Here is a 17080-nt window from a genome sequence, read left to right on the forward strand (position 1 = left end):
CTCCTCGATTTTAAATGGATTTTTTTCATTGAACTTTCATAAATATACACCTAAACCATGAAAAATGCAAGGGTAAAATAAAAAATATAAAAAAAACTTGCATAATATGCGTTATCAATGTATAATTATGAATTATCAGTAATAGAAAAACCTGGAAAGGCGTTCTTTTTAACGGAAGAGTCTGTATAAATAAGGTATAAAATGCCAGAAACCAGAAGAAATTAAAAACAGATGACCTATGAAAAAATATAAGGAGAGATGAATATGATTAAGGCAGGAATAATAGGATCCACCGGATATGCAGGCGGCGAACTTGCAAGGCTTTTGCTACAGAGAGATGATATAGAGATCCTATGGTACGGATCAAAAAGCTATGTAGACCAGAAATACGCTTCCATTTACCAAAACATGTTTCAAATTGTGGACGATTCCTGCCGGGATGAAAATGCGGAGACCCTGGCAGAAATCGCAGATGTGATTTTTACGGCAACGCCTCAGGGCTTTTGCGCATCTCTTATGAATGAGAAGATTTTAAATAAGACAAAGGTAATAGATTTAAGCGCAGATTACCGGATCAAGGATGTGGCTGTCTATGAAGAATGGTATAAGATGGAGCACAAGACACCTCAGTTTATAAAGGAAGCAGTCTACGGGCTTCCGGAAATCAACCGGGAGAAAATTAAAAATGCCAGACTCATTGCCAATCCGGGCTGTTATCCTACCTGCTCCACTTTATCCATTTATCCTTTGGTAAAGGAAGGACTCATAGACCCCAGCACAATCATCATTGACGCCAAGTCCGGGACTTCCGGTGCCGGAAGAGGAGCTAAGGTGGATCATTTATACTGTGAGGTCAATGAAAACATCAAGGCTTACGGAGTTGGCGTTCACAGACACACACCGGAAATTGAGGAGCAGTTATCTTATGGGGCTGGCCAGCCGGTCACCATAAGCTTTACCCCTCATCTGGTACCCATGAACCGGGGCATTCTCATAACGTCCTATGCGGCTCTTACCAAGTCAGTTTCTTATGAGGAAGTAAAGGCGGTCTATGATAAATATTATGCAAAAGAAACCTTTGTACGGGTACTGGAAAAGGATGTGGTTCCCCAGACCAAATGGGTGGAAGGAAGCAACTTTGTGGATGTGAATTTCAAGATTGATCCTAGAACTAACAGGGTAATCATGATGGGTGCTATGGATAACCTGGTAAAGGGAGCCGCAGGACAGGCGGTTCAAAATATGAATATTTTGTTTGGACTTCCGGAGAATAAAGGGCTTAAGCTTATCCCTTTGTTCCCGTAAGGTTTACGAGTCTGAGCCAGGAAAAAACAACTGCATCATGCAATAGGCACGATATAAAAGGGGATAAGGAGAGTATATATGATACTTCGTACCATGACATTGGAGGATTATTACCAGGTACATAAGCTATGGACAGGAATCAAAGGATTTGGAATCCGAACGATAGACGATTCAAAGGAAGGCGTGGAAAAGTTTTTAAAGAGAAATCCCCAGACCAGCGTGGTGGCAGAAGAGGATGGAAACATCATCGGATCCATCTTATGCGGGCATGACGGACGGCGGGGCTGTATGTATCATGTTTGTGTGGCTGAGGAATACCGACAGAAGGGGGTTGGACAAAAAATGGCTCTGGATGCAATGAAACGGCTGCAAGAAGAAGGGATCAGCAAGGTAAACCTAATTGCTTTTAAGTCCAATGCTGTGGGAAATGAATTCTGGAGCAAGTCCGGCTGGACATACCGCAATGATATTAATTATTACGATTTTGACCTAATTGAAGTTAATTCCGTAAATTTTGTTGATTAAGTGAGGAAAATGAGATGAATTTAAAAAGAATATCTGTAGAATTTTCCGTATGCAAGCTGTCTGGTCCATCGGATATTTTAACACTTGACATGACCTCCGGATTCTGGTTTCTGGGTAAGACAGACGAGGAGCTGTCTCTGGTATGCGAAACTTCCTCAGTACCTGAAAATGCGATAGAGCGTGAGGATGGTTTTCTGGCATTCCGTATAGAAGGAATCCTGGATTTTTCCCTCATTGGGATATTATCGAAAATATCAACGGTACTGGCAGATCATGGAATCGGAATATTTGCAGTATCTACATTTAATACAGATTACATTCTTGTGAAAAAGGAGAATTACGAAAAGGCTTTGAATCATCTGGAGGCCGCAGGGTATACGGTCACAGGAACAAAGGAGGAAAACTGATATGAAGCAGATAGACGGCGGAGTAACCGCGGCAAAAGGATTTAAGGCTGCATCCACAGCAGCGGGAATTAAATATAAAGACAGAAAAGACATGGCGATGATTTACAGCGAGATGCCCTGTAAGGCAGCAGGAACCTTTACCACCAATATTGTAAAAGCAGCCCCGGTAAAATGGGATAAGGTCGTTGTGGAGAATTCCACTTGCGCCCAGGCAGTTGTTGTCAATGCGGGCATTGCTAATGCCTGTACCGGAGAGGAAGGACTTCGTTACTGTATGGAAACAGCAGAGGCGGCAGCAGCGAGTCTTTCTATCCCCGTCAGTTCCGTGCTGGTGGCGTCCACCGGAGTGATCGGGAAACAGCTTCCTATGGACCGCATTGTGGCTGGCGTGAAAGCCATGGTGCCGGAACTTGACAGCAGCCAGGAAAGCGGGACGGCAGCGGCCATAGCCATTATGACTACAGATACGGTAAAGAAAGAAGTTGCGGTTCAATTTGAAGCCGGAGGAAAGACCATCACCATGGGCGGCATGTGCAAGGGCTCTGGTATGATTCATCCAGACATGTGCACCATGTTAAGCTTTGTAACCACGGATGCGGCTATTTCCAAAGAGCTTTTGCAGGAAGCCTTAAGAGAGGACATCAAAGACACCTATAACATGATTTCCGTGGATGGGGATACCTCCACTAATGACACCGTGCTCCTTCTTGCAAATGGTATGGCGGGGAATGAGGAAATCCAGTCAAAGAACGAGGATTATGAGGCATTTTGCAAAGCGCTTAATTTCATTAATGAAACTCTGGCAAAGAAAATGGCAGGCGATGGGGAAGGCTGTACCGCATTGTTTGAGGTGAAAATCGTTGGAGCGGAAACAAAGGAACAGGCGGTGGCACTTTCAAAATCAGTGATCACCTCCAGCCTGACCAAAGCCGCTATTTTCGGCCATGACGCCAACTGGGGCCGGATCCTTTGTGCCATGGGCTATTCCGGGGCCGTGTTTGATCCGGAGAAGGTGGACCTGTATTTTGAAAGCGCTGCGGGAAAGTTAAAAATCATTGAAAACGGAGTCGCCCTTTCCTACAGTGAAGAGGAAGCCACCAGGATCTTATCAGAACCGGAAGTGACAGCAACTGCGGATATTAAATTGGGGGAAGCCACAGCTACGGCATGGGGATGTGACCTGACCTTTGATTATGTGAAGATCAATGCGGATTACCGCTCATAAGAAGAGGAATATCTGTATATCAAAAGCGCAGGCTGGAAACACCTTACAGGTAACCCTTTACGTCCGGTATACGGCGGGGGCTCTGCCGGAAAACAGGCAGGTAAGAGGAAAGGAGAAATTTATATGCAACTGGATCATAGCATTATGGAAAAAGCAGAGGTATTGATAGAAGCCCTCCCATATATACAGCGTTTCAACCGCAAAATCATTGTAGTAAAATACGGCGGAAGCGCAATGGTGGATGAGGAATTGAAAAAGCAGGTCATTCAGGATGTTGTGCTTTTAAAGCTGGTTGGCTTCAAGCCAATCATTGTACACGGCGGGGGAAAGGAAATCAGCAGGTGGGTAGAAAAGTCAGGCATGGAGCCTCATTTTGTCAATGGCCTCCGGGTTACCGATGAGCTTACTATGGAGATTGCAGAGATGGTGCTTAACCGGGTCAACAAAAGCCTGGTGCAGATGGTTAACGAACTGGGGATAAAAGCTGTGGGAATCAGCGGAAAGGATGGCATGATGTTAAAATGCCAAAAGCGCTTTTCAAACGGAGAGGACATTGGCTTTGTGGGAGATATTACGGAGGTGGATCCGCAAATCATATATGATTTACTGGAAAAGGATTTTCTCCCCATCATCTGCCCTGTGGGCTTTGACGAGAGTTTTGAAACCTATAATATCAATGCCGATGATGCGGCCTGTGCCATTGCTACGGCTATGGAAGCGGAGAAGCTGGCTTTTTTGACAGATGTTGAGGGCGTTTATAAGGATTTTCAGAATAAGGAATCCCTTATTTCCGAAATGTCCATGACTGAAGCGCAGGAATTTGTGGAAAGCGGGATGCTGGGGGGAGGTATGCTCCCTAAGCTTCAAAACTGCATTGATGCTATGAAGCAGGGAGTATCCAGGGTACATATCATGGATGGACGGATTCCCCATTGCCTGCTTTTGGAAATATTCACGAACAGGGGAATCGGAACGGCCATAATGAGTGCAGGAGAGGAGCGTTTTTATCATGCGAAGCAAGCAGGAATACATTGAGAAAGCAGAATCGGAGATTTATAAGACTTATAACCGTTTTCCTATTGTTTTTGACCATGGGGACGGTGTCCGCCTTTATGACACGGATGGAGAGGAATATCTGGATTTTGGAGCAGGGATCGCTGTCATGGGTTTGGGCTATAATGACCCGGAATTTAATGAAGCCTTAAAGGAGCAGGTAGATAAGCTTCTTCATACCTCCAATTTATTTTATAATGTCCCGGCTGTGGAAGCGGGAGAGCTTATTTTAAAGGTCTCGGGCATGGATAAGGTGTTTTTTACTAACAGCGGAACGGAGGCGGTGGAAGGGGCTTTAAAGATAGCCAGAAGATACGCTTACAATAAGGACGGGGGCCATGACCACGAAATCATTGCCATGAAACATTCCTTTCACGGCAGGAGCCTTGGAGCTCTTTCCGTAACAGGCAATGATCATTACCAGAAACCTTTTAAGCCTTTGCTTCCGGGAATTAAGTTTGCTGATTTTAATGATCTGGACAGTGTGAAGAAACTGCTGAATGATAAGACCTGCGCCATAATCATGGAAACCGTTCAGGGAGAAGGGGGCATCTATCCGGCCAGTGAGGAATTTTTAAAGGGTATAAGAGCACTTTGTGATGAGCATGACATGCTGCTGATTCTTGATGAGATCCAGTGTGGAATGGGGCGGACCGGTACCATGTTCGCCTGGCAGAAACACGGTGTAAAGCCTGATGTAATGACCGTGGCAAAGGCTTTGGGAAACGGCGTGCCAGTGGGAGCATTCCTGGCTGCAGGAAAAGCTGCAACAGCCATGTCCCCCGGTGACCATGGAACCACCTACGGCGGTAACCCGTTTGTGACAGCTGCGGCGTTTAAGGTGCTGGAACTGTTTGAAAAGAGGAAGATCGTAGATCATGTAAAGGAAATGGGAGAGTATCTTTCAAAGAAGCTTAAGTTTCTGGCAGACCGGTACGATATGATAACTTCACAGAGAGGAATCGGGCTGATCCAGGGCCTGGAGTTCTCTGTGCCGGTTGCTCCCATTGTGAGCCAGGCACTTCTAGAGCAAAAGCTGGTGCTCATCAGCGCCGGGGCGAATGTTATTCGCTTTGTCCCTCCGCTGGTGATCGAAAAAGAGCATGTGGATGAAATGGTGGAGAAGTTGGAGGCAGTGCTTAAGAGTCAGCTATAATATTTTCGCCGGAGCTTTCAGAAGTAATTCTGATGGCTCCGGCTTTTTTAGTCTGCACTCACATCTTCAATAATCCCGTCTCAATACTGATTTTCTTGATTGTCATCTGGCTGTCTCCCTATTGTTTATAAATTATAACAAATAATGAACGATATAAAGATGATTATGTGGTATATATATGTATTTATCAATAAGAGCAAAGAAAGGAATTGTAAAAACGATATAAGAAAGCTGTTTAATAAAATATTTTTCTGTGCAATAGTACTTGACATCTCTTTCTGAGGATGGTAGTATTGGCTTAAGAAAATACAGATAAAGAAGCTGTTTTATTTTTTGACAAAAAGGAAAAACGTTTTACCAAAATAAGAGTAAAATGGTATCCTTTTACACTATATTTTTAAAGGAGGTATTTCAATGAAAAAAAGAGTTTTGAGCATTCTGATGACGGCAGCACTGGCGGTATCGCTGACCGGCTGTTCCGGCGGGGCAGGAGCAGCAAAAGAGGCCGGTAAGACGGTAGAGGCAACCGCAGGGACAACTGCAAAGGCTGCATCAGAGAATGGGGAAGGAAAGGAAAAGGCAGGAGCCGGAAAAAGGGTATGTATCGTGTATTCCGGAAATTTAGGGGACAAGTCCTATAATGATTCCTGCAATGAGGGGGCAAAAGAGGCTGCCGCAGATTATGGAGTGGAAATTAAAAATCTGGAGGGTACATCTGCAGAAGAATGGGAGGCAAACTTTTTATCTGCCTGTGAGGACGGTTATGATCTTGTTATCTGCTCTTCCTCTAACTTTGAAGAGTATATGAAAGAGCATTGTGCCAGCTATCCGAACGTAAAATTTGCGATTATCGACACCACGGTGGAAGGCGATAATATCGTATCCATCAGCTTCGCACAGAATCAGGGTTCTTTCCTGGCAGGTGCGGCAGCAGCCATGTTTACCCAGAAAACAGATATTGAAGGGGTAAACCCGGACAAGATCATTGGCTGGGTAGGAGGAATGGATATTCCGGTTCTTCATGATTTCTTTACAGGATATGAGCAGGGAGCGAAATACATAGACCCGGATATTAAGGTTCTTCAGTCTTTTGCAGGAACATGGAACGATCCGTTAAAGGGTAAGGAGCTGACTCTGGCACAGTTTGATCAGGGAGCGGATATCGTAATGAACGTCGCTTCCGGTACAGGCCCAGGAATTCTGGAAGGAGCAAAGGAAGCAGGAAAATATGCCATAGGTGTGGATTTGAACCAGGATAATGACCAGCCGGGAAGCGTACTGACCTCTATGGTAAAGCGTGTGGACACAGCCTGCTATCTGGCAATCCAGTCAGTGGTTGAAGGTACATTTAAGGGAAATTCCACTTCTTATCTGACCATAAAGGAAGAAGGTGTCGGCCTGACCGATTTCAGTGTAATGAAAGAGCACCTGGGAGATAAATTCCCTGAAGATATCGTAGAAAAAGTAAAAGAACTGGAAGAGAAGATTGTTTCCGGGGAAATAGTTGTAGAGAATTATACCGGTTTCGGTGCAAATAAATAGCAGGAATTGAAAAGAATGCAGAATGGTTTGGATTTCCTGATTCCCCTCGGGTTTCCAAACCATTTTACAATCATAAGGTGCGGGAGACGGCTACTAACATAAAGAAGAGGGTGAAAGTTTGAGCGAATATGTAATTGAGATGAAGGATATTGTAAAATCATTCGGAAATGTTCATGCAGTAAGGAACGGGCAGTTCACCTTAAAAAAGGGTGAGATCCATTCTCTGATCGGAGAAAACGGAGCCGGAAAGTCCACCATGATGAAGCTGCTTTACGGTATGTATCCCATTGATGACGGAAGCATCCGGATCCATGGAGATCATATCCCATCCATCTCTCCTAAAATTGCCATTGAAAAAGGCATCGGAATGGTGCATCAGGAATTTATGCTGGTCAATGAACTGACGGTATTAGAAAACATTATTCTGGGATTTGAACCACGCCGTGGTATCACCATTGATTTTGATAAGGCCAGAAAGACGGTGGAACAGTATATCAGTCAGTATGGAATGGATATCCAGCTAGGGAAGAAGATCAATCAGATATCAGTGGGTGAGGCACAAAGGGTGGAGATCATCAAAACCTTAACCAGGGGAGCCAATGTGATCATTCTGGACGAGCCTACGGCAGTCCTGACACCCCAGGAAACAAGACAGCTTTTTGTAATTCTTCAGAATTTAAGAAAAGATGGAAAATCACTGGTGTTTATCTCTCATAAATTGAATGAGGTCATGGAGATTTCCGACCGCATCAGCGTAATGCGCCAGGGAAATTATATTGGAAGCGTATATAAGGAAGAGACATCCCCGGCAGAGCTTGCTAAAATGATGATCGGAAGAGAAGTGTTTTTAAATATTGAAAAAACCCAGACAAAGCCGGGGGAAAAGGTTTTGGAAGTAAAGGATGTATGGGTTTCCGGAGAAAAGGAGATCTCAAAGATCAGGGGAGTATCACTGGATGTCCGGGAGGGAGAGATCGTTGGTATAGCGGGAATCGATGGAAACGGACAGAGTGAGTTGATTGAGGCAATCGCAGGACTCAGGCGGGTTGAGAAAGGAAGCGTGCTTTTAGACGGAAAAGAGATAGCGGGCCTTAGTCCAAAGCAGATCCGGAAGGCCGGATTGTCCCATATTCCGGAAGATCGCAATACAAGGGGCTTAAACCGGTCCATGAGCATCAAGGAAAACCTCATAGCCGTACAGGTAGGGGAAACTCCATTTTGCCGGGGCGTCGTACGAAATGATATGGAAACGCTGGAATATGCTAAAAAGTTGTCTGAGGTTTTTGACATCCGTCCCAGAGATCCGGAGATATCTACCCAGTCCCTGTCAGGTGGAAATGCACAAAAGGTCGTGGTTGCAAGGGAAGTTTCTATTGGGGGGAAGCTTCTGGTTGCATCCCAGCCTACCAGAGGTGTTGATATCGGAGCCATTGAATCCATCCGGAAAATTCTTCAGGAGGTCAAAGCCAAGGGAATGGGAGTTTTACTGGTTTCTGCTGACTTGGAGGAAATTTTGTCCCTTTCAGACCGGATCGTCGTCATGCACGAAGGCAGGATAACAGGAAGGCTGAAAGCAGAGGAAGCCAACGAGGAAAATCTGGGATTATTGATGATGGGCGGAACTGCATCGGCTGAAGAAAGGGGAAGTACAACATGAATGTGGCGGTAAAGAGCATACAGAAAATTTTACTTACCATGCTGCTTGCATTGGCGATCGGTGCTTTATTTATCCTATTTATCGGGGAAAATCCCCTGGAGGCCTATGGGGCGCTGCTGCGTGGAGCATTTAACGGGAAACTCAAGATTGGAACCACCCTGGCCAGCTTTACACCCCTTCTCCTCACCTCTTGTGCGTTTGCGGTCGCGGCAAAAGCGGGAGCATTCAACGTTGGAGTGGAAGGTGAGGTGTTTCTGGGAGGCATTACTGCCGCATATATCGGAATCAATTGGACATTTCTTCCGGCTCCTCTCCTCTTAATCGTCTGCTTTCTGGGAGCCATGGCAGTGGCAGCATTGTGGGCACTTATTCCAGCTGTGCTGAAGGCTTATTACCGTGTGAGTGAGGTTTGTGTGACCATTCTCATGAACAGCGTAGCTCTGTACATAACCTCTTATCTGGTCAGCGGCCCCATGAGTGCAGGCGTGGCCAATGCCCAGTCTCTGCCGGTGACTGTGAACCTGCCTCAGTTTATGAAGCCGAGCAGTGTTAATGCGGGACTTTTCATAGCCCTTATCACAGTGGTTCTTATGATCTGGGTCTTAAACAAGACTACTTTTGGATATAAGGTAAAAACAGTGGGAACCAACCCATCACATGCGGAGTATGTGGGCATCAGTCCCAAGAAAATATTTATACAATCTATGATGCTCAGCGGAGCATTGGGCGGTATGGCCGGCTGCATTGAAGTTTTGGGTGTTCACGGTTATTTCTTAAATAATTTTGCGGCTGGGCTTGGTTCCAACGGCATGCTGGCCTCTCTGATCGTTAAAAACAATCTGGTTTTTGCACCCTTTATGTCCTTCTTCCTGGCGGTGTTAAAATCAGGAGCCATGGGAATGCAGCAGAGTACCGGTGTACCAAAATCGATTGTTGACACCATAACAGCAGTTTTTATTATTGTGGCAACCATGGAGCTGTTGTTTCAGTTTAAGGATAAGAAAAATAAAAAGGAAAAGAGCAAATAGGAGGAGGCAGGACTATGGATTTAGGAAAAATTTTCAGTGTATCCCTGATATATGCAACCTTTCGTTCTGCCACGCCTATTATTTATGCGGCTTTGTGTGCAGCCATCACTCAGCAGGCAGATATTTTAAATATCGGAACGGAAGGAATCATGCTGACCGGTGCATTTGCGGCAGTAGCGGTCAGTTATTTAACAGGAAGCTGGTTTTTGGGAGTCGTAGTTGCCATGATTGCAGGACTTATTATGGCCATGATCATGGCAGTAGGCCATATCCGTTATAAAGCGGAGATCTGTGCCATCGGCATGGGCATCAATTTATTTGCACTGGCGATCACCAAGTTTCTTTTAAACAGCGTTTTGGGAAAAAGCGGTACGTTTTCAGAACCGGGGATCATTGCGATCCCAAGAGTCAGTCTTCCATTTCTGGCTAAAGTCCCATTTCTGCAAGAGATTTTTGACAACTGGTGCATCACAGAGTGGTTTGTTATTGTACTGATTATACTGGTCTGGTTTGTATTTTATAAAACGGTCTGGGGCCTTCGCTTAAGGGCAGTAGGCCAGTTTCCAATGGCAGCACAGACGGCAGGAATTAATGTTAATTCCATGAAATACCGGGCCATAGCCATATCGGGCCTGATCGGAGGCCTGGCAGGAGCCCATTTGTCCCTGGGATACAGCAAAATGTTTACGGAGAATATGACAAATGCCAGGGGATTTATGGGAGTGGCGGCTATGTATTTCGGAGGAGCCCACCCAATCCTGACTGCGGCAGGATGTCTGGTGTTCGGGTTGACAGATTCCATAGGTGCCAGGCTTCAGGCTTACGGAGTGCCGTCCCAGCTGGTACTTTTGATGCCTTATGTGGTGACCATAATCACCCTGGCAGTATCCATGGCATCTAAAATGGCAAGGGAGAAGAAGAAAAAGAGTGCATTAGCAAAAGCTTAAAAGGAGAATAATCAATGGAAAAACAGAAGGTTATCCTGGACTGCGATCCGGGACACGATGATGCGGTGAACATATTACTGGCAGGAAAAAACAGTGGGATAGAGGTGCTGGGTATTACAGTGGTGGCAGGAAATCAGTCCCTTGAAAAAACTACAAGAAATGCCCTGAATATCTGTCAGTACCTGGGACTTGATATCCCCGTTTATGCCGGCTGCGGACAGCCCATGATCCGGGATAAGCAGCTCCTTGCAGGAGATATCCATGGAGAAAGCGGACTTGACGGCCCGGTTTTTGATCCATTAAAAAGAAAGGAAGAGACAGAGCATGGGGTAATGTTTCTCGTCAAAACTCTGATGGAATCGGAAGGTGACATTATTCTGGTGCCAACAGGTCCCCTGACCAATATTGCCATGGCCATGAGAATGGAGCCCCGCATTATACCGAAGATTAAGAGAATTGTTCTTATGGGAGGCTGCTATCAGCTGGGGAATGTAACTCCGGCGGCTGAATTTAATATTATCGCCGATGCAGATGCGGCCCATGTAGTATTTACCAGCGGCCGCCCCATTACTATGGTAGGGCTTGATGTGACCAGGAAAGTGCTTTGTTATCCCCAGGTGGTAAAACGGATGGAAGAGATCGGCACTCCGGCAGCCCGCCTGTTTACAGAGCTGATGGGACATTTCAACAAGAGCCAAAGGCAAGTGTTCGGCTGGGAAGGCGGGCCTCTCCATGACCCGGTAACCATTGCTTCCATCATTGATTCAGAGCTTCTGGTGACAAAACCTATGTTTACGGAAGTGGATATCAGAAGCGTACAAAGCTACGGAAGGACCAATTGTGACTTCTTTGGCTACAGTCATAGAGAAGCCAATGTGGATGTGGCCGTGGATATTGATGTGGAACGTTTCTGGGATCTGATCGAGACGGGAATACGGGCTTATGGTTCGTGAGGTGGATGATGGAACAATTGAAAGAAGTACTGGAAAACAACAGAGAAGATTATGTTAAATATTTATCAGGACTGATTGCCATAGATACCCAGGATCTTGGACATGGGATTGCCGGAGGAAGAGAAAAAGAGGGACAGGAATATTTAATCCGGCTGCTGGAAGAGATGGGAGCGGATCAGATAGAAAGAGATCCCATGACCGAAGAAACGATCGCAGCCTCCATAGAAGCATATGGGGAAGGCAATCCTGGTCATGACTATAAGGACCGCTATAATGTCTATGCCGTTTTTAATGGGCAGGGGAGCAAGAGCCTGATGTTTAACGGTCACATGGATACCATGCCTCCGGGGGATGAGTCCCTGTGGAATGTGCCTCCTCATGTTCCGGAAATCGTAGATGGCAGGCTGTTCGGTCTGGGAGCTGCGGATATGAAAGGGGGCCTTATGGCTTCCGTCATGGCAGTGAAGCTTTTAAAGGATGCCGGTATCCCTCTTCCACTTAACGTCCACATCTGCTCAGTGTGTGATGAAGAGGGAGGCGGCAACGGCTCCATTCAGGCGGTCATGAGAGGAAAACGGGCAGATGGAGTGGTGGTCTGTGAACCAACATCCGGAGAACTGATTCTTGCCCATATGGGATTTGTATTTATGAAAGTACGGGTCACCGGAAAATCCAACCATTCCGGCGCTAAATGGCTGGGTGTGAGCGCCATTGAAAAGGCAATAAAGATCATAGAAAGACTGAATGAACTGGAGCATAGCTGGCTGCTTGGCCTTAAGCATCCCCTTCTTCCTGCCCCTAATTTAAACGTAGGGACTATTCATGGAGGAAGTGCAGGATCCACGGTTGCCGGGGATTGTGAATTTGAGATGTGCATCCATTACCTTCCTGGCCTGATGAGCCATGAGCAGGTAGTAGCTGAGGTCACAGACGAGATCAGGCGTCTGGCAGAAAGTGATTTATGGCTGCGGGGGCATATGCCGGAAATCAGTATATATCAGGCAGGAGGTCCTTTTGAGATGGAAAAGGGACCGTTTGTAAACAGCTTTGAAAGAGCATTTGAAAAAACGGAGGGAAAACCAGTGGCCATAAAGGGCTCACCGGCTGGCTGTGACTCCAGGCTGTGGAGGAATATAGCCGGTTGTCCAACCATACAGTTTGGACCTGGAAATCTGGAACAATGCCATTCCGTAAATGAGTATATTAAGATAGAAGAATATCTTAAGGCAATTCATATTTATGCACAATTGATTTTAGAATGGGGAAAGGAAGACAGGACAGATGAATAAGAAAATACTATTGGCAGGAGAATCCTGGATGAGTTATACTACACATGTAAAGGGGTTTGATTCTTTTTATACCTCTTCCTATGAGACAGGAGAAAAGTGGCTGAAAAAGGCACTGGAGAAAGCTGGTTATGAGGTAACATTTCTTCCAAATCACCTGGCATCGGAAGAATTTCCATTTACCATGGAAGAATTAAAACAGTATGACGGGGTCATTTTGTCCGATATCGGAGCAAATACCCTGCTGCTTCCTGTGGCGACCTTTACACACAGCCGTAAAATGCCGGACCGTTGTAAACTGATCCGGGATTATGTTCTGGATGGAGGTGCACTATTGATGATCGGGGGATATATGACATTTTCCGGCGTAGATGCAAAGGGAAAGTGGCATGATACCGCTGTCCAGGAAGTTCTTCCTGTAGAGGTTTTGACTGTGGATGACAGAATGGAACACTGCGATGGTGCAAAGCCAGTTGTAGGAGATGTCCATGAAGCTATATCCGGACTTCCATCGGATTGGCCGGAGGTATTGGGCTACAATAAAACAGTGGCAAAGCCGGAAGCAATTGTACCCGTTACCATAGAAAATGATCCGTTCCTGGCACTGGGAGCCTATGGAAAAGGAAGGAGTGCAGCATTTACCACGGATTGCGCCCCTCACTGGGCTCCGCCTGAATTTTGTGAGTGGGAATATTACGATCAGCTTTGGAAGGGGATCCTTGACTGGTTGACGAGAGAATAGAGGGCTTGGAATGAAGAAGGAAGGCTGGGAAGAGGAAGCGGTACAGCTTTTAAAGGATTTGATGGGAATCAGGACAGTCAACGGAAAAGATGGAGAGAAACCGGCAGCAGAATATATCTGCCAATACTTAAATAACCGTGGAGTAAAAGCCTTTGTTCAGGATATTGGAGAAGGAAGGGGAAACGTAATTGCCCTGCTTTCGGGAGATGATGCGGATAAGGGAATGATCTGGAATGGACATTTGGACACGGTGGACTATGGTCAGCTTGAGAGCTGGGACCGGCCGCCATGGGCCCCGGTGATACATAACGGTTTCCTCTTTGGACGGGGAGCCAGTGACATGAAGAGCGGACTGGCTGCCTTGGTATATGTTCTCGGTATGCTGGGGGAGGCTGGGAAGAAGCCGAAAACTTCTATCCAATTTCTGGGGACATGTGACGAAGAGCGGGGAGGGACAGGAGCAAAGGCCATTATTTCCAGCGGACATATGATGGAAGCATCGACGTTACTGATCGGAGAACCTACGGGCTGTACTGTGGGAATCGGACAAAAAGGCTGTATCTGGCTGGAATTGGAAGTAAGAGGTAAGACCAGCCACGGGGCATATCCGGAAGAAGGCTGCAATGCAGTCACCTGTGCATATGAAGCGGCCGAGCGCCTGGCAGACTGGATCCGTGGACATGACCATCCGGTACTTGGAAACGCTACTGCCCAGGTTACGGAAATCCAGGGAGGGATACAACCAAACATGACACCGGATGTGTGCACTGTTTTAATGGATATCCGGACTGTGCCGGGACTTACTTATGAAAAGATTCTCTGCCGGCTGGATAAAGTATTTCAGGGTATCAGCCTGAAATCCGGAGGAATCCCCAGTCTGACTACCACAATTAAGAATCACAGAATAAGCATTGAAGCGGACAAGGCTTCCTGGGGAGTTTCCCAGCTGGTAAAGAGTATGGAGGCTGCCGGAATTAAGGAAGCCTATTCAGGAATTTCCTACTTTACGGATGCCTCCATACTGGCGGAAGGAAAAGAAGGGCTGACGACCGTCTTATTTGGACCAGGTTCGGCAGATATGGCGCACAAGCCCAATGAATGTGTACGCATCGCGGATTACCTTAAGGCAGTACGGGCGTTGACAAATATGGCATCAGCGAGGATTGAGGATGAGAGCGACAATTAAGGACATAGCGAATGACACAGGTCTATCTGTGACGACGGTATCTCTGGTATTAAATGGGAAAGCCCATAAGATACCGGAGGATACAAAAAAACGGATTATGGAATCGGCACAGAAGCTTGACTATCGGCCGAATCAGCTGGCAGTCAGTCTGGTTAAAAAGAGAAGTAAAACCATAGGTCTTATTATTCCTGATATCGGAAATATATTTTACGCCAATATGGTAAAAGGAATTGAAGAGTGCTGCAGGGAGTATGGCAGAACACTGGTCTTGTGCAACACCAATGATCTCCATAAGAGGGACATGGAATATATCCATTTTCTGGCTGACCAGGGGGTAGACGGAATCATCTATGTCATGTCCAGAGAAAGTGATGAGACAGCCGGTAAAGAATCGGTTCGCTTATTGGAACAGCTGCAGCTGCCGTTTGTGCTTCTGGACCGCTTTCTTACGGATGTGGACTGTGCAGAAATTATTCTGGATCATGAAATGGGAGGGTATCTGGCAGCGAGACATCTGGCAGAGCTTGGCCATAAGAAGATCGCCTGTGTAACAGGACCTGCAAATTTGGCGGATTCAGAAAGAAGATTGAAAGGATATGCACGCGCCCTGCAGGAATTTCATATTCCTTTTGATGAAAGGCTGGTTTATGAAGGTGATTATACCATGGAATGCGGGGAGCGTGCGGTGGCAGCGCTGATGCAGTTTGGATATACGGCGGTATTTGCCTGCAATGACCTATCAGCCTTTGGAGTGTGCAGACAGCTGTCACAATATAATAAGAAAGTACCTGTAGATATATCAGTGGTAGGATATGATGATGTATTGTATGCGGAAATGATGGCGGTTCCTCTTACAACGGTCAGACAGCCTGTATATGAGATGGGAGTGGAGTCAGTCAAACGGCTGATTTCCCTGATAAAGAAGAAAAAAGTAGAAAAAAGCCAGGCGGTATTTGAACCGAAATTGATTATAAGAAGCAGTACAATGAGAATTGGACAGGAGTACAATCTATGAAAATATTGAATTTTGGTTCTTTGAATATTGATTATGTTTACCAGGTGGATCATTTTGTCAGAGAGGGAGAAACCATATCCTCTGATTCTTTGGAGATATTTTGCGGTGGAAAAGGCCTCAACCAGTCTCTGGCACTGAGCAAAAGCGGCGTCAAAGTCTGGCATGCAGGTGCGGTCGGGGAACTGGACGGTGAAATATTGACCCAGCAGCTGGAGCAGTTCGGCATAGATACAAGAAATATTAAGCGGGTAAAAAATAAGACAGGTCATGCCATAATACAAAAGAATCAAGAAGGGCAAAATGGCATCCTTTTATATGGCGGAGCGAATCAGGAAATAACAAAGGATCAGGTGGACCATGTTTTAAATGAGTTTGGGGAAGGGGATTTTCTCATTCTTCAAAACGAAATCAACGAAGTTGGATATATTATGGAGCAGGCATATGGGAAAGGCATGAGGATCGTTTTGAATCCTTCCCCCATGAACCGCAAAGTATGGAGTTACCCCCTTCATTATGTGGAGTTTTTTATATTGAATGAGATTGAAGCCGGGGATATCTGTCAAAAATCCGGAAGCAGCAGAGAACTCCTGGGTCAGCTGGCTGAAAAATTCCCGGACGCAAAGATTCTTTTGACATTGGGACAAGATGGTTCTTTATACAAAGACGGCGATCAGGTGTTTGAGCAGGAAATCTATCAGGTACAGGTGGTTGATACAACAGGGGCCGGGGATACCTTTACCGGCTATTTTATAGGCGGACTTGCTCTGGGAGAAACTCCCGGACAGGCTTTGGATCATGCGGCAAAGGCAGCTTCCATTGCGGTATCCAGAGCTGGTGCTGCACCTTCGATACCCACGAGGGATGAAGTTTTAAATGGATAAAAGCAAAACACAAAAAAGGAAGCGCCCGGGAGATTGGATCCCAGGGCTTTCTTTTTAGTGCGCCCATCGCAAAAAAAGCCCTGTTCGGCCCGGTTACTACCGAGATTCCTGCCAGTGTGTTCCAGCTTCATCCCAATTATACGGTTATCATGGACGAAGAGGCCGCATCTTT

Annotated in this window: 16 protein-coding genes; all 16 read left to right on the plus strand. The window is 46.1% G+C overall.

What is annotated here, in order from left to right:
* Positions 1-264 precede the first annotated feature (264 nt).
* The 16 genes from argC to H171_RS00935 all read left to right on the plus strand — a co-directional run bounded on the left by argC (position 265) and on the right by H171_RS00935 (position 16908).
* Complete coding sequence (gene argC / locus H171_RS00860; RefSeq protein ID WP_100303464.1) at positions 265-1305, plus strand: N-acetyl-gamma-glutamyl-phosphate reductase; 1041 nt, start codon at positions 265-267, stop codon at positions 1303-1305.
* Positions 1306-1383: 78 nt separating this feature from the next.
* The gene (locus H171_RS00865) at positions 1384-1830 is read left to right on the plus strand and encodes a GNAT family N-acetyltransferase (protein WP_100303465.1); all 447 of its coding nucleotides are present in this window, start codon (positions 1384-1386) and stop codon (positions 1828-1830) included.
* Positions 1831-1844: 14 nt separating this feature from the next.
* The gene (locus tag H171_RS00870) at positions 1845-2237 is read left to right on the plus strand and encodes an ACT domain-containing protein (protein WP_100303466.1); all 393 of its coding nucleotides are present in this window, start codon (positions 1845-1847) and stop codon (positions 2235-2237) included.
* Position 2238: 1 nt separating this feature from the next.
* Positions 2239-3462 (plus strand): bifunctional glutamate N-acetyltransferase/amino-acid acetyltransferase ArgJ, encoded by a 1224-nt coding sequence (gene argJ / locus H171_RS00875; protein WP_100303467.1) that lies wholly within the window; start codon positions 2239-2241, stop codon positions 3460-3462.
* Between the two features lie 123 nt (positions 3463-3585).
* Positions 3586-4497, plus strand: coding sequence for an acetylglutamate kinase (argB, locus tag H171_RS00880; protein ID WP_100303468.1), 912 nt, complete (start codon positions 3586-3588; stop codon positions 4495-4497).
* Positions 4472-5671: an aspartate aminotransferase family protein gene (locus H171_RS00885; protein WP_100303469.1), complete on the plus strand. Its 1200-nt coding sequence runs from the start codon at positions 4472-4474 to the stop codon at positions 5669-5671. Before argB ends, H171_RS00885 begins: the two co-directional genes overlap by 26 nt.
* Positions 5672-6085: 414 nt before the next feature.
* Entirely contained in the window at positions 6086-7213 is a 1128-nt protein-coding gene (locus H171_RS00890) for a BMP family lipoprotein (RefSeq protein WP_100303470.1), read from the plus strand.
* A gap of 139 nt (positions 7214-7352) precedes the next feature.
* Positions 7353-8870 (plus strand): ABC transporter ATP-binding protein, encoded by a 1518-nt coding sequence (locus tag H171_RS00895; protein ID WP_166433658.1) that lies wholly within the window; start codon positions 7353-7355, stop codon positions 8868-8870.
* Complete coding sequence (locus H171_RS00900; RefSeq protein ID WP_100303472.1) at positions 8867-9898, plus strand: ABC transporter permease; 1032 nt, start codon at positions 8867-8869, stop codon at positions 9896-9898. The genes H171_RS00895 and H171_RS00900 overlap by 4 nt, the downstream gene beginning before the upstream one ends.
* 14 nt (positions 9899-9912) lie before the next feature.
* Positions 9913-10845: an ABC transporter permease gene (locus tag H171_RS00905; protein ID WP_100303473.1), complete on the plus strand. Its 933-nt coding sequence runs from the start codon at positions 9913-9915 to the stop codon at positions 10843-10845.
* 14 nt (positions 10846-10859) lie between these two features.
* Positions 10860-11798 (plus strand): nucleoside hydrolase, encoded by a 939-nt coding sequence (locus tag H171_RS00910; protein WP_100303474.1) that lies wholly within the window; start codon positions 10860-10862, stop codon positions 11796-11798.
* 5 nt (positions 11799-11803) lie between these two features.
* A complete protein-coding gene (locus H171_RS00915; protein ID WP_100303475.1) occupies positions 11804-13087 on the plus strand; it encodes a M20 family metallopeptidase in 1284 nt (427 codons plus the stop codon).
* Entirely contained in the window at positions 13080-13826 is a 747-nt protein-coding gene (locus tag H171_RS00920) for a glutamine amidotransferase (protein WP_100303476.1), read from the plus strand. Before H171_RS00915 ends, H171_RS00920 begins: the two co-directional genes overlap by 8 nt.
* Before the next feature lie 10 nt (positions 13827-13836).
* Entirely contained in the window at positions 13837-15012 is a 1176-nt protein-coding gene (locus tag H171_RS00925) for a M20 family metallopeptidase (protein ID WP_100303477.1), read from the plus strand.
* Positions 14996-16027, plus strand: coding sequence for a LacI family DNA-binding transcriptional regulator (locus H171_RS00930; protein ID WP_100303478.1), 1032 nt, complete (start codon positions 14996-14998; stop codon positions 16025-16027). The genes H171_RS00925 and H171_RS00930 overlap by 17 nt, the downstream gene beginning before the upstream one ends.
* Positions 16024-16908, plus strand: a complete 885-nt coding sequence (locus H171_RS00935) for a ribokinase (protein ID WP_100303479.1) — start codon at positions 16024-16026, stop codon at positions 16906-16908. The genes H171_RS00930 and H171_RS00935 overlap by 4 nt, the downstream gene beginning before the upstream one ends.
* Positions 16909-17080: the final 172 nt, after the last annotated feature.

Origin of the sequence: [Clostridium] celerecrescens 18A, from assembly GCF_002797975.1 — a bacterium.
GTDB lineage: Bacteria > Bacillota > Clostridia > Lachnospirales > Lachnospiraceae > Lacrimispora > Lacrimispora celerecrescens.

Bases quoted from the DNA above. Each gene is read 5' to 3' on its own strand.
- H171_RS00895 (WP_166433658.1), top strand. From the start codon at position 7,353: ATGAAGGATATTGTAAAATCATTCGGAAATGTTCATGCAGTAAGGAAC.
- H171_RS00870 (WP_100303466.1), top strand. From the start codon at position 1,845: ATGAATTTAAAAAGAATATCTGTAGAATTTTCCGTATGCAAGCTGTCT.
- H171_RS00915 (WP_100303475.1), top strand. From the start codon at position 11,804: ATGATGGAACAATTGAAAGAAGTACTGGAAAACAACAGAGAAGATTAT.
- H171_RS00905 (WP_100303473.1), top strand. From the start codon at position 9,913: ATGGATTTAGGAAAAATTTTCAGTGTATCCCTGATATATGCAACCTTT.
- H171_RS00920 (WP_100303476.1), top strand. From the start codon at position 13,080: ATGAATAAGAAAATACTATTGGCAGGAGAATCCTGGATGAGTTATACT.
- H171_RS00890 (WP_100303470.1), top strand. From the start codon at position 6,086: ATGAAAAAAAGAGTTTTGAGCATTCTGATGACGGCAGCACTGGCGGTA.
- argJ (WP_100303467.1), top strand. From the start codon at position 2,239: ATGAAGCAGATAGACGGCGGAGTAACCGCGGCAAAAGGATTTAAGGCT.
- H171_RS00885 (WP_100303469.1), top strand. From the start codon at position 4,472: ATGCGAAGCAAGCAGGAATACATTGAGAAAGCAGAATCGGAGATTTAT.
- H171_RS00935 (WP_100303479.1), top strand. From the start codon at position 16,024: ATGAAAATATTGAATTTTGGTTCTTTGAATATTGATTATGTTTACCAG.
- argC (WP_100303464.1), top strand. From the start codon at position 265: ATGATTAAGGCAGGAATAATAGGATCCACCGGATATGCAGGCGGCGAA.
- H171_RS00865 (WP_100303465.1), top strand. From the start codon at position 1,384: ATGATACTTCGTACCATGACATTGGAGGATTATTACCAGGTACATAAG.
- H171_RS00910 (WP_100303474.1), top strand. From the start codon at position 10,860: ATGGAAAAACAGAAGGTTATCCTGGACTGCGATCCGGGACACGATGAT.
- H171_RS00900 (WP_100303472.1), top strand. From the start codon at position 8,867: ATGAATGTGGCGGTAAAGAGCATACAGAAAATTTTACTTACCATGCTG.
- argB (WP_100303468.1), top strand. From the start codon at position 3,586: ATGCAACTGGATCATAGCATTATGGAAAAAGCAGAGGTATTGATAGAA.
- H171_RS00930 (WP_100303478.1), top strand. From the start codon at position 14,996: ATGAGAGCGACAATTAAGGACATAGCGAATGACACAGGTCTATCTGTG.
- H171_RS00925 (WP_100303477.1), top strand. From the start codon at position 13,837: ATGAAGAAGGAAGGCTGGGAAGAGGAAGCGGTACAGCTTTTAAAGGAT.